The organism is Thalassobellus citreus (genome assembly GCF_044385915.1).
In the GTDB taxonomy this organism is placed as follows: Bacteria; Bacteroidota; Bacteroidia; order Flavobacteriales; family Flavobacteriaceae; genus Thalassobellus; species Thalassobellus citreus.
On sequence record NZ_JBISCC010000110.1, the window covers coordinates 29910 to 43134 of the forward strand.

At 31.9% G+C, this 13225-nt stretch carries 9 protein-coding genes; 6 read left to right on the plus strand and 3 right to left on the minus strand.

The features are described 5' to 3' along the window. The first annotated feature begins 7 nt into the window (after positions 1–7). Positions 8–1789 carry an L-fucose isomerase gene (locus ACH5TX_RS01885; RefSeq protein ID WP_439337862.1) on the plus strand — a complete coding sequence of 594 codons (1782 nt, stop codon included), beginning with the start codon at positions 8–10 and terminating at the stop codon, positions 1787–1789. Positions 1790–1980: 191 nt separating this feature from the next. Here ACH5TX_RS01885 and ACH5TX_RS01890 read toward each other — a convergent pair whose 3' ends face one another. Both ACH5TX_RS01890 and ACH5TX_RS01895 read right to left on the minus strand, forming a co-directional pair. Continuing rightward, positions 1981–2895 (minus strand): GYDIA family GHMP kinase, encoded by a 915-nt coding sequence (locus tag ACH5TX_RS01890; protein WP_439337863.1) that lies wholly within the window; start codon positions 2893–2895, stop codon positions 1981–1983. Positions 2896–2898: 3 nt separating this feature from the next. Then, positions 2899–4227, minus strand: a complete 1329-nt coding sequence (locus tag ACH5TX_RS01895; protein ID WP_439337864.1) for a hydroxymethylglutaryl-CoA reductase, degradative — start codon at positions 4225–4227, stop codon at positions 2899–2901. 154 nt (positions 4228–4381) lie between these two features. Between ACH5TX_RS01895 and ACH5TX_RS01900 the strand changes: the two genes are divergently transcribed. From ACH5TX_RS01900 to ACH5TX_RS01920, 5 genes are all read left to right on the plus strand, one after another. Further along, entirely contained in the window at positions 4382–6571 is a 2190-nt protein-coding gene (locus ACH5TX_RS01900) for a S9 family peptidase (RefSeq protein ID WP_439337865.1), read from the plus strand. A gap of 38 nt (positions 6572–6609) precedes the next feature. Next, on the plus strand, positions 6610–7998 hold the full coding sequence (locus ACH5TX_RS01905; RefSeq protein ID WP_439337866.1) for a peptide MFS transporter: 1389 nt from the start codon (positions 6610–6612) through the stop codon (positions 7996–7998). 56 nt (positions 7999–8054) lie between these two features. After that, the gene (locus ACH5TX_RS01910; RefSeq protein WP_439337867.1) at positions 8055–9827 is read left to right on the plus strand and encodes a peptide MFS transporter; all 1773 of its coding nucleotides are present in this window, start codon (positions 8055–8057) and stop codon (positions 9825–9827) included. A gap of 88 nt (positions 9828–9915) precedes the next feature. Then, on the plus strand, positions 9916–10386 hold the full coding sequence (locus ACH5TX_RS01915) for a thioredoxin family protein (protein WP_439337868.1): 471 nt from the start codon (positions 9916–9918) through the stop codon (positions 10384–10386). A 228-nt stretch (positions 10387–10614) separates the two neighbouring features. Then, positions 10615–11163 (plus strand): thioredoxin family protein, encoded by a 549-nt coding sequence (locus ACH5TX_RS01920; RefSeq protein ID WP_439337869.1) that lies wholly within the window; start codon positions 10615–10617, stop codon positions 11161–11163. A gap of 6 nt (positions 11164–11169) precedes the next feature. On the opposite strand, the gene ACH5TX_RS01925 is transcribed toward ACH5TX_RS01920, so the two are convergent. After that, entirely contained in the window at positions 11170–13209 is a 2040-nt protein-coding gene (locus tag ACH5TX_RS01925; protein ID WP_439337870.1) for a ComEC/Rec2 family competence protein, read from the minus strand. Positions 13210–13225 lie beyond the last annotated feature (16 nt).

Here is a 13225-nt window from a genome sequence, read left to right on the forward strand (position 1 = left end):
ATTAAAGATGAATTATAAAAATTTAATTGGGCATTTACCAAAAATAGGCATCAGACCTGTTATTGATGGTAGACTAGATGGTGTTAGAGAATCTCTTGAAACATCAACTATGAATATGGCAAAAATTGCCGCTGAATTTTTGTCTAAAAATTTAAGGCACGCCGATGGCAGTAAAGTAGAATGTGTCATTTCAGATACCTGTATTGGGGGCGTTGCAGAAGCAGCAGCATCTGCCGATAAATTTTCAAGAGAAGGCGTTGGTGTTAGTTTAACGGTTACACCTTGTTGGTGCTACGGTAGCGAAACTATAGATATGGATCCTTCAATACCTAAAGCCATTTGGGGTTTTAATGGAACCGAGCGTCCTGGAGCAGTTTATTTAGCAGCGGCTTTAGCAGGACATAATCAAAAAGGAATTCCAGCCTTTGGTATTTACGGACGAGATGTTCAAGATAGCGACGATACCAGTATTCCTGAAGATGTTCAAGAAAAATTACTCCTTTTCGGAAAAGCAGGATTAGCAGTAGCAACCATGAAAGGGAAATCATATTTATCTATGGGTTCTGTTTCAATGGGAATTGCAGGTTCTATTCTAGATCCTAATTTCTTCGAAAGTTATTTGGGTATGCGTTGTGAAAATATCGATATGTCTGAATTTATTAGACGTATAGAACAAGAAATTTACGATAAAGAAGAATTTACAAAAGCACTCGCTTGGGCAAAAGCAAACTGTAAAGAGGGTAAAGATTATAATCCGGAAGATAGACAGAAATCAAGAGCCGAATTAGATAAAGATTGGGAGTTTGTTGTAAAAATGGCATTAATTTGTCGCGATTTAATGATAGGTAATCCTAAATTAAAAGACATAGGTTATGCCGAAGAAGCCTTAGGTAGAAACGCTATTTCTGGCGGTTTTCAAGGGCAACGTCAATGGACAGATCATTTCCCTAATGGCGACTTTATGGAAGCAATTTTAACATCCTCTTTCGATTGGAATGGCATCAGGCAACCTTTTATGTTCGCCACAGAAAACGATAGTTTAAACGGTATCTCCATGTTATTCGGTCATTTAATAACAGGCGCAGCACAAATATTTAGCGATGTTCGCACCTATTGGAGTCCAGATGCGGTAAAACGTGTTACGGGGCATACTTTAACAGGCGATGCTTCAAACGGATTTATTCATCTTATTAATTCTGGAGCATCAGCATTAGATGGTACAGGAGAGCAAGAAATTGATGGTAAACCTGCTATGAAACCTTGGTGGGATATCACCAAAAACGAAGTAGAAAAATGCTTAGAAAACACCACTTGGGGACCAGGTATGTTAGAGTATTTTAGAGGCGGTGGTTTTTCTTCTACCTTTAAAACAAAAGGCGGTATGCCAGTAACCATGTGCCGAATTAATATTGTAAAAGGTATTGGGCCCGTATTGCAAATTGCCGAAGGAAAAACCATAGAACTTCCCGAAGATGTACATAATACAATAAACGAGCGTACCAACCCTACATGGCCAACCACTTGGTTTGTGCCAAATTTAACGGGCAAAGGCGCGTTTAAAGATGTTTATAGCGTTATGGCAAATTGGGGTGCCAACCACGGTGCGTTCACCTACGGACATATTGGAGCCGATTTAATTACGCTGGCTTCCATGTTAAGAATTCCTGTGAATATGCATAATGTGTCCGAAGATAAAATATTCCGACCAAGTGCCTGGGCATCTTTTGGTATGGATCCAGAATCGTCAGATTATAGAGCATGTGCAACTTATAAAGCCTTGTATAGTTAAAAATATAATTAGGGCGTTACCTTTATCCTGAATTTAGTTCAGGAACAGGTCGGGCTTTCAGCAGTCGCTTTTTTGTGTTGCATATGTGCAACAACACAAAAGGAGCTTCAACAAATGCTTCAATCCCTAACGCAAAAAAGGGACTTCGATAAAACATCGAAGTCCCTTTTTTTAGTTTATGAAAAACATGCTTAAAATTTCAAAACCATATCTTCATAAGGAATAATGGTATTGAAACCTTTATTCTTAAAATAATTTTCAGGATGTTCTTCCGCAGTAACTAAAACAAAATCGCCTCCCCAAGCTCCAAGACTTTTTACAGAGCCATTAAAATCTTTAAACAATGTATCTTTTACTGTGTCTTGTTTTGTTATTTTAGAAATTAAGCTTTCATGTTGCTTAATTAAAGCATCAAAAGTGTTTAAATTTTCACAGCTAATTATGTTTGTAGTAATATCATTTATTTCAGAAATAACAGATTCTAAATTACTTTTATTAGCCTTGTAAGTTGAAATACCATCACGACTATTTTGTTTTTTATTTAAGTAAACAAAATATAAGTGTTCTTTAAACGTCGGATTAAAATTAACTGGATTTATAGCTGTGTTTTCTTTTTGTAATTGATAGGTGATTGGAGTATTGTTTTGTGCGCAAGCAATATCATAACCGCTACCTCCAAAAGTTAGTTTAAGTAATTCGAAAGCATCCACATTTGCCCATTGCGCAACATTATTTATTAAAGTAGAAGAGGTTCCAAGTCCCCAGTTTTTTGGAAATGTAAGCGATGTGGTTATTTTAAATCCGTTATTCGTATTTACAAAATCAGGATTTAAATTTTTTGCGGCATTCAAAATTTGAATGACTCTTTCAGAAATGTCATTACTAGGGTTAAAAAAAACAGAAGTAATCTGCTTCATTAAAAAAGTATCTTCAAACCAAGTATTTCTAAGTTCGTCTAAACTCGTCCAAATAATTTTGGGTTCATCAATAGATTCAATAGTTAATGATTGTCCTTGCGTTGTAGGAACAGCAAGCGATAAAGCGCCATCTAGAACCACATATTCTGCAGTAAGTAAAAGTTTTCCGTTGCTATAGAACTTCTGCATTCGTTAATTGTTATTCTTAAGTCTTAAATCTTTAATAGCTTCAACCACCGCACTGTGTGATACTGTATTATTTTTAAAATGTTCTGTTAGCGTTTCCTTTTCAATAGCAGTCGCTTCAAACTGATTTAAAATATTCATCAAGTGCATTTTCATATGTCCTTCTTGAATTCCAGTTGTTGTAAGCGATCGTAAAGCGGCAAAATTCTGAGCTAAACCAGCAACTGCAACAATTTGCATTAACTCTTTAGCACTTGGATGATGCAATAATTCTAACGATAATTTTACTAACGGGTGTAAACCAGTAAGTCCGCCAACAGTACCTAATGCCAAAGGAATTTCCATCCAAAAGGTAAATATGCCGTTTTCAACTTTAGCGTGCGATAAGCTACTGTATTTTCCGTTTCTAGATGCATATGCATGTACACCAGCTTCAACAGCTCTAAAGTCGTTACCTGTAGCTAAAACAACAGCATCAATACCATTCATAATGCCTTTATTGTGAGTTACTGCTCTGTAGGGTTCAACTTCAGCAATGTTTACAGCTTGCACAAATTTATTAGCAAACTCTTCAGAAGAAATAGTGTTGTTTTCATTTAAATCTTCAATTTTACAACTTACTTCGGCACGAACTAAACAGTCTGGAACATAGTTAGAAAGAATACTCATAACTATTTGAATGTTTTTTTCTTCAGCAGAAAAAGCATCAAAAGCTAAAGCTTCACTTTTAAAAGTTTTGGCAAATTGTTCTAAACACGAATTAATAAAATTAGCACCCATTGCATCTAATGTTTCAAAAGATGCATGTAGTTGGTAATAGCCTTTTATATCTTGTGTTTTGTCTCGTAATTCAATATCTAAAATGCCACCACCACGCTTTTCCATGTTTTTGGTTATGGGTGTAGCATCTTTTATTAGTTTTGGTTTTACGTCATTAAAAAAGCTTTTTAATGTTTCTACATCGCCGTAAAACATAAAATGTACCTGACCAATTTTTGTTGTCGAAATAATTTCTGTTTTAAAACCACCTCGATCCATCCAGAATTTAGCAGCTTTACTAGCTGCAGCAACTACCGAGCTTTCTTCAATAGCCATGGGGATGGTGTATAATGTATCGTTTATTAAAAAATTAGGTGCTACACCAAGTGGTAAATAGTAATTGGTAATGGTGTTTTCAATAAACTCGTCGTGTAGCTGTTGTAGTTTTTCGTTGGTATTCCAATATTGTTTTAAGATCCCTTTAGCTTCTTCGGCATTAGAAAAATAAGTTTCAACAATCCAATCAATTTTTTTAGATTTTGATAGTTTAGAAAAACCAGCAATAGATTTACTCATAAAATGTTAATTTACAAAGCAAAGATACTATTCTTAGTACGAATACATAGTAACTTGTTTTTTAAAGAAGGTTATTTAAGTGTTAATTTAGAAGGTTTTTTGCGTAAATTTTAGTAAACTTGGCGTTTATTTTGTAGAATAAATATCATTTTTAATGAAATACCTTAAATTCTCCTTTTATATTTGTACTTTTTTTGTTACAATTTTATCTGCACAAACTAAAGAAATATCCCTTGAAGAAATATGGACGGGGGCTTATAGAACAGAAGGTATGGATGTTTTACATTCCATGGCTAATGGGCAACAATATTCAGTTTTAAATTTTGATAGAAATGCGCGTTCTACATCTATAGATATTTACAATTATAAAACACTTGAAAAAGTTGAAACTTTAGTTAATTCTAAAAATATAAATGAGCTAAATTATTTTTCAGATTACACCTTTAGTAACGATGAAACTAAAGTAATTTTAGCAACCAATGAGGAATCTATTTATAGACATTCTGTACTAGGAAACTATTATGTATTTGATATAAAAACTAAATCGATAACAGCTGTTTCTGAAGAAAAAATTCAAGAACCAACGTTCTCACCTGATGCGACTAAAGTTGCTTTCGCGAAAGCAAATAATTTATTTATAAAAGATTTAATTTCTGGCGAAACAATTCAAATAACTTTTGATGGTAAAAAGAATGAAATAATAAACGGTATTACCGATTGGGTTTACGAAGAAGAGTTTGCTTTTGTGCGAGCTTTTGAGTGGAATGCTGATAGTAATAACATTGCATTTATTCGTTTTGATGAAACAAGTGTACCAGAATTCTCTATGGATGTATATGGTGAAGGACTTTATCAAACACAGCAAGTTTTTAAGTATCCAAAAGCTGGAGAGCCAAATTCTACAGTGTCTCTTCATATATATAATTTAGAAACAAAAAACAGTGAAGAAGTTAAGCTTGATAAAGCTTATAACGAATTTTATATTCCAAGAATTAAATGGACAAATAATCCTAATATTTTAAGCGCACAGTATATTAACAGAAAACAAAATGTGTTAGACTTATGGTTTGTAAACGCTAAAACAAATAGTGCTAATTTAGGGTTAACTGAAACCGATAAGGCTTATGTTGATGTAACAGATAATTTAACCTTTTTAAAGGATAATAGCTTTATTTGGACGAGTGAAAAAGATGGGTACAATCATATTTATCACTACGATAAAAACGGAAAACTTATAAATCAAGTTACTAAAGGAAATTGGGAGGTAACTAGTTATTATGGTTATGATGAAAAAACAAACAGGATATTTTACCAATCTGTAGAAAACGGATCGATTAATAGAGATGTATATGCTATTAAGTTAAACGGTCGAAATAAAACAAGACTTACAAAAGGTGAAGGTACTAATGATGCGTCATTTAGTGCAGATTTCTCATATTTTATAAATACGTTTTCTAGTGCTACAACACCACCAAAATACAGTTTGAATAGTGCAGACTCAGGGAATTTAATAAAGAGTATTAAAGATAATGATGTGCTGTCTCAAAATCTTTCAGATTATAAAACATCGAAAAAAGAATTTAGTACCATTCATGTTAATGGAAACGATTTAAATATGTGGATGATTAAACCCGCTAATTTTGATGCTTCTAAACAATATCCATTATTTATGACACAGTATTCTGGACCAGGATCTCAGTCTGTTGCTAATACTTGGAATAGTGCAAACGATTATTGGTATCAAATGTTAGCACAACAAGGTTATATTATTGTTTGTATTGATGGTAGAGGAACAGGTTTAAAAGGTGCTGAGTTTAAAAAAGTAACTCAGAATGAATTAGGGAAATATGAAGTAGAAGATCAAATTGCTGCAGCAAAACAATTAGGAGCATTACCATATATTGATGCATCTAGAATTGGTATTTGGGGTTGGAGTTATGGTGGTTTTATGAGTAGTAATTGTTTGTTTAAAGGGAATGATGTTTTTAAAATGGCAATTGCAGTGGCACCAGTAAGTAGTTGGCGTTTTTATGATTCTATTTATACCGAACGCTATATGGGAGTGCCTCAAGACAATGCTAGTGGTTACGATGAGAATTCACCATTAAGCCATGTAAATAAATTAAAGGGCAATTTCCTTTTAGTACATGGTTCTGCCGATGATAATGTGCATTTACAAAACACGATGCGATTAACAGAAGCATTAATTCAAGCAGATAAGCAATTTGATTGGGCTATTTACCCAGATAAAAATCATGGTATTTATGGTGGAAACACCAGATTACATCTCTATAAAAAAATGACTAACTTCATAAACGAAAAACTTGGAGGTAAAGGAGAGTAAAATTAAAAGAGAAACTAAAATTAACTAACTATAAATTTATGTCAACAATAACAAAACAACCACATCAAAAGGAATTATTTGGACACCCAGTTGGGTTATATGTATTGTTTTTTACAGAAATGTGGGAGCGATTTTCGTATTACGGTATGCGAGCTATATTGGTATTGTACTTAGTTGCGAATGCTAATGGCGAAAATGCAGGTTTAGGTTGGACAAATGGGGATGCATTATCTCTTTATGGAACCTATACAATGCTTGTTTATGTAATGTCAATACCTGGAGGGTGGATTGCTGATAAATTTCTAGGGCAGAAAAAAGCTGTTTTATACGGAGGTATTCTTTTGGTAGCTGGTCATAGTATTTTAGCTGTAGAGGAAATGTGGGCTTTTTATACCGGGTTAGGATTGATTATAGCAGGAGTAGGAATGCTTAAACCTAATATTTCAACAATGGTTGGGGGGCTTTATAAGCAAGGAGATATTAGAAGAGATAAAGGATTTACCATATTTTATATTGGTATTAATGTAGGAGCATTTTTATCAAGTTTAATAGTAGGATATGTAGGAGAAGTGTATGGATGGCATTATGGATTTGGATTAGCAGGCATAGGTATGGCTTTAGGGTTAATTCAATATATTGCTGGCCAGAAATCTTTAAAATCGGTTGGAAACTACTTAGGAACATCTGAAGATAAAGAAGAAAAGGAAGCTATGAAGAAACCGCTAACTAAGATTGAAAAAGATAGAGTAATAGTATTATTTATTTCTTTTTTATTGGTGATAGTCTTTTGGGGAGCCTTTGAGCAGGCAGGTGGATTAATGAATATTTATGCTTCAGAAAAAACAAATAGAATGTTTATGAACTGGGAAGTTCCTGCATCTTGGTTTCAAGCTTTAAATGCTATGTTTATTATCTTTTTAGGAACAAGTGTTGCGGCTTATTGGGCAGCAAAAAAATTAAAAGGGAAATTATCTACGTCATTATTTAAAATGATAATTGGCTTAATTATAATGGGAACAGGTTTCTTTTTTATGACAGCTGCAGCTGGTCAATATCAAAGTGAAGGATCATCAGCTATGTATTGGTTGGTTTTTGCATATTTATTTCATACTGTTGGCGAATTATGTATATCTCCAGTAGCATTGTCATATATAACAAAGCTTGCTCCTGTTAAATACGCTTCTTTAATGATGGGTGTTTATTTTGCAATGACTGGACTTGGAAATAAATTAGCTGGATTGTTAGGAGAATCGGCAGAAGGATTAGGTGAATTTACTGTTTTTACAGGAATAGCTGTTTTTTGTATTTCATTTGGATTACTAGTTATGGTATTTCGTAAAAAGCTAGAAAAATTAACCCATGGAGCTGAAGATGATGAGCATGAAATACATGATGAAGCAGAAGGCTTCGAATTAGCAGATAATTAAATTAAACAAACCCTCAAGTAGAGGGTTTTCTTCATTATAATAATTATATATTTTTTATGAACACAGATATTGAAAATCTTTTTAAAGATAAAGTTTTAGGGCATCCTGCAGGATTATTTATATTATTCTTTACAGAAATGTGGGAGCGTTTTTCGTTTTATGGAATGCGTATTTTATTGGTATTGTTTTTAACAGCACCAATAGTTAGTGATAATCCAGGTTGGGAATGGCCTAGGGAACATGCAATGGCTTTAATAGGAACATATGCTTCTTTACTTTATTTAACGCCAATTATTGGCGGCTGGGTTGCCGATAAAATTACAGGATATAGGTCGGCAGTTGTAATAGGTTGTTTGATTATGACTTTAGGTCATGCATCAATGGCTTTAGAAACTACTTTGACATTTTATATAGGATTAGGTTTGTTGGTAATTGGTACGGGGTTTTTTAAGCCAAATATTACATCTATTATTTCAGAAATGTATAAAGGGAAAGAGTCTAAAAAAGACGGAGCTTATACTATTTTTTATATGGGAGTAAATGCAGGAGCATTTTTTGGAATGATGCTTTGTGGCTATTTGGCTGAAAATTTTGGATGGCCTTGGGGATTTGGATTAGCTGGTATTTTTATGTTCTTAGGAATGCTTCAGTTTTGGTTGGCAGGCAATTTGTTTGGAAATTTAGGTTCTAAACCAACTAAGGTTTATGAGGTTGAATTACCTCAAAATATTACCGAAAAAAGCTCTAGTAGAATAGAGGATGCAGATAAAGAAGAAAAACTGAATCCTTTTACTTTGTTTGATAAGATATTAGTTGTTTTATCTTCGGTTGGAGGGTTGCTTTATCTTTTTAATGACCCTTTAGAGAAAATAAAGGATATTAGTTTGTTACCTTTCGAAAACGGTTCTAATATAGTTGTTTTGACTGCTTTAGTTTTATTTTTGGTGTTACTTGTTACAAGAATTTCAAGGTATATGCCAATTGTAAGAGATCGAATTATAGCAGTATCTATTTTTGGTTTATTTACAGTGTTCTTTTTTGCTTTCTTTGAGCAATCTTTAGGTTCAATGACCTTGTTTGCTAGAGATTATACAGATAGAAATCTTGTTGGCAGTTCAGCTATGATTTTTAAAGTTATTGATGCTTTGTTAACTACGGTTCCATTAATTATTATTACATATGTAATTTTCTTATTGGTTAAAAAAACATTTAGTAAAATAGGCGTTTCAAATATAATATTAGGGATTGCTTTTATTGGAGTTTGGTCTTTGGTAATTTTTAGATTAGCTGATAAATTTTCTCAAGAAGGCAATCAAATTGATGCTACTTGGTTTGGGATTTTAAATTCATTTTTCATTATTACATTGGCTCCTTTGTTCTCAAGATGGTGGGAAAGTAAATATAATCCAAGTGCTGCCATGAAATATGGTATAGGTTTAGTTTTACTAGGATTAGGTTTTGCTATACTTTCTTATGGAGCATCAGGTATACCATCAGGAGCAAAGACCGCTTCGGTAAGTATAGTGTTTTTAATTTTAGCATATTTGTTTCATACAATGGGAGAACTTTGTTTATCTCCATTAGGTCTTTCGTATTTAAGTAAATTAGTGCCTGCTCGTATGATCGGGTTTATGTTTGGAGTTTGGTATTTAGCCATTGCTGTAGGACAAAAAGCAGCAGGAACTATGGGAGGAATGATTGATAAGATATCTGAACAATACTCGTTAGGTACTTTCTTTTTAATATTTACATTAATACCAATAGGTGTTGGAATAATAGCCATGTTACTTAATCCTGTACTTAAAAAACTAATGCACGGTATTCGTTAATCGAATAAATAGCTAAAAAACATTTAAAAAGCTCCTGATTAGGAGCTTTTTTTGTAAGTTCGGACCAGGTTTTGCAACAAATTGAATTATGAAAAGAACAATAATATTATTACTATTAACCGTTTCGGTATCGTTAAATGGTTTTGCTCAAGAAGATTTAACTTGGCATACAGATATGGATAAAGCCTATGAAATTGCAACAAAGGAGAATAAACCACTTTTGTTGTTTTTTACAGGGTCAGATTGGTGCGGGTGGTGTATTAAATTACAAAACGAAGTTTTAAAAACTGCCGATTTTGAAAAATGGGCTAAAGATAATGTGGTTTTAGTAGAGTTAGATTTTCCTAAAAGAAAAGTGTTGGACAAGAAGCTTCAAATTCAGAATTATCAATTGCAACAGATGTTTCAAGTAAGAGGTTATCCATCAATACATTTTGCGAAGCCAGAAAAAACAGAAGACGGAAAGAAGAGTTTAAGTAAGCTTGGAAGTACCGGGTATGTTCGTGGTGGTGCTACAAAATGGCTGGAAATAGCAAATAACTTTGTTAAAAATATTTAAGTCTTATTTCTATAAACATAGAGGGAGCTCCTTTACAATTGATTTTATTCATAAACGAGTTACTAGTAAGGACGGTAAACAGAAAAAAGTTAAATAATATTTAAAAAGCTCCTAATTAGGAGCTTTTTGTGTAAGTTAGGTATAACATTTGTAACTAAAGTTTTCGGAACTTACGACAATGATTAAATGAATGTCATGTTACAGATAAAAAAGAATAATTATAAGCACATGAAAAAAACAATATACACCGTACTAATAGCTGTTTTTACAACAGTATATGTATCAGCTCAAGAAATTAAATGGGTGACATTAGAACAGGCTATTGAGCTTCAAAAAAAAGAGCCTAAAAAAATTATGATGGATGTTTATACCAGTTGGTGTGGTCCTTGTAAAATGCTTGATAAAAATACCTTTCACAACGAAGATGTTGTGAAGTATGTAAATGAACATTATTATGCCGTAAAATTTAATGCTGAAGGCAATGAGGAAGTTAATTATAAAGGTGAAGTTTTTTCAAACCCTAATTATAATCCAGCATTAGCTAATAGACGAAATTCTGCACACGAATTATCTAGATATTTTCAAGTTCAAGCTTATCCAACTATAGTTTTTATGGATGAAACAGGTGAACTTATTGCTCCAATAACAGGGTATCAGCAACCACAAGGTTTAGAGTTGTATTTAAAAATGTTTAAGACAGATGCGCATAAAAACATAAAGACACAGGAAGACTTTAATACATATTATAATGCTTTTAAAGCAGAATTTAAGAGCTAATAAATTTTAATATTTAATTATAAAAGCTCCCTTTTTACTAGTTTGGTGAAAAGGGAGTTTTCTGTTTTTACAAATAGCCTCCCAGCTTTCAATATACGATTTGTAATTACTGCCATCGGCAATAATATGCTTTGGTTTTATACAGTCTATAAGTCGGTTTAAGTTAATTTTTGGAGATTGTCTTAATAGTATATAGTCAGGATTAAATGATTTTATGTTGTAAGTTCCTAAGCTGTCAATAACAAATAGTGTTGTTTTATTTAGTAAATAAATAGATTGAATGGAGTCTTTTTCAATAGTATTAATATGGCTTCCAACAGTATAGTCTTTTATAATATTACTTTTTATTTGCGTTATACTATCAAAATCATGTGCGATAGTTGTTTTGTTTTTTGTGGTATTTCCTAGTAAACTATATCTGCTTTTATGAAATACAATAAATTCATTTTTAGGTTTATTAAAATTAGTATAAATAATAGAACATTGAAAAACAAGAATGCTTATTAAAAATAATTTCAAATTATAAAAACCCCATTTCTTAATAAGTTTTATAAAAGCAATTATTAATAAATAAGAGGTGAAAACATATAATAAGCTAAAAGCAATATCTTTAAATAAAAAGGATTCTTGTTTAGAAATCCAACTTATAAAATAATTCATATAACCAATAATGCTTCCATAGGTGTTTGCTATAAGTTGAGGTAATAAGTTTAATGTGACTAATAAAATAACAAGGATTCCAAAACCTAAAATAAGACCTAAAAGCGGAATAATTACCAAATTCGATATAAAAAATAAACTAGGAAATTGATGGAAATAATATAAGCTTAAAGGGATAATTCCAAATTGAGCAGATATAGTTATAGTAAATGTGTGCCAATAAATATCAATGATTTTATTTTTAGGTTTCCATAAATTATATAATAACGGATCTATTGCAACAATAGCAAAAACAGCTAAGTAGCTTAATTGAAAACCAACGTCAAACAAAAACATAGGTTTAAATAGTAATATAATAAACATAGATATTGCCATCGTGTTATATATGTTGGTTGGTCTTTTAAGATTCATGGCAATGGCAACAATGCTAAACATGGTAACAGCTCGCGTAACTGATGCAGATAATCCTGCTATTAATGCAAAACTCCATAAAATAGCAACTAGTAAAATAGTTTTAATAAGTTTTCCGTGTTTAAAGCTTTCTAGAGGTTTAAAAATAAAATTTAGAATAAGTAAAATAATACCAACATGTAAACCAGAAACAGCCAAAACATGTATGGCGCCAGCATTAGTGTAACTGCTATAAACTTCTTTACTAATATCTTGTCGTTGCCCAAGTAGAAGCGCATTAATTATAGCAAGTTCATTAGGTTTAAAATGGTAAGGTTTTAGTTTCCTGTTAATATAGTTTCTTATGTTATTTGCAATGCCAAACAAAGTATGTGTTTCACTATTAACTTTTAAAAGTGATTTGTTAGAAATAAAAATTTGATGGTAAATATATTTTTTCTTTAAATAGTTTTTATAATCGAATTGATGCGGATTTAGAGGGTGAATTAAATCTTTAAACTTTGTTTTACTAATAAAAATAGCATCAACTTTTAAGGGCGATTTTGTTGATTTTTTTTCAATATTTAAAAGTGATTTTCCTGAAACGTTGTTGTCTTCAATATTTAAAATATCAATAACATATTTGTCGTAATAATTACCAGGTTTTAAAACCTCTCTAACTCTAAATGTGATAGTTTTAGAAGAGTCTGTTTCTGTTGAAATATGTTGAGTATAATGATTTGAAAAGTTTTTTTGATTGTGAATGCTAGTTGTTAAAACCCCAACAAGTATCATTAAAATAAACGCTGAAACACCAAACCAAATAGTTTTTGTAAATTGATTTCTAGCTATTAAAAAGAATAGTAATAAAAACCCAAAAAGAACACATATTGTATGTAATATTGAGTTTAAAGAAAGATTTGTTAGATACCCAATTATAATGCCTATAATAAGGCAGATAGTTAATTTAATTATAGCGAAGTTGAGTAATTTCATACTCGACTAATATAAG

Excerpts from the sequence above, each read along its gene's own strand:
- ACH5TX_RS01885 (WP_439337862.1), top strand. The coding sequence starts at position 8 with ATGAATTATAAAAATTTAATTGGGCATTTACCAAAAATAGGCATCAGA.
- ACH5TX_RS01890 (WP_439337863.1), bottom strand. The coding sequence starts at position 2,895 with ATGCAGAAGTTCTATAGCAACGGAAAACTTTTACTTACTGCAGAATAT.
- ACH5TX_RS01895 (WP_439337864.1), bottom strand. The coding sequence starts at position 4,227 with ATGAGTAAATCTATTGCTGGTTTTTCTAAACTATCAAAATCTAAAAAA.
- ACH5TX_RS01900 (WP_439337865.1), top strand. The coding sequence starts at position 4,382 with ATGAAATACCTTAAATTCTCCTTTTATATTTGTACTTTTTTTGTTACA.
- ACH5TX_RS01905 (WP_439337866.1), top strand. The coding sequence starts at position 6,610 with ATGTCAACAATAACAAAACAACCACATCAAAAGGAATTATTTGGACAC.
- ACH5TX_RS01910 (WP_439337867.1), top strand. The coding sequence starts at position 8,055 with ATGAACACAGATATTGAAAATCTTTTTAAAGATAAAGTTTTAGGGCAT.
- ACH5TX_RS01915 (WP_439337868.1), top strand. The coding sequence starts at position 9,916 with ATGAAAAGAACAATAATATTATTACTATTAACCGTTTCGGTATCGTTA.
- ACH5TX_RS01920 (WP_439337869.1), top strand. The coding sequence starts at position 10,615 with ATGAAAAAAACAATATACACCGTACTAATAGCTGTTTTTACAACAGTA.
- ACH5TX_RS01925 (WP_439337870.1), bottom strand. The coding sequence starts at position 13,209 with ATGAAATTACTCAACTTCGCTATAATTAAATTAACTATCTGCCTTATT.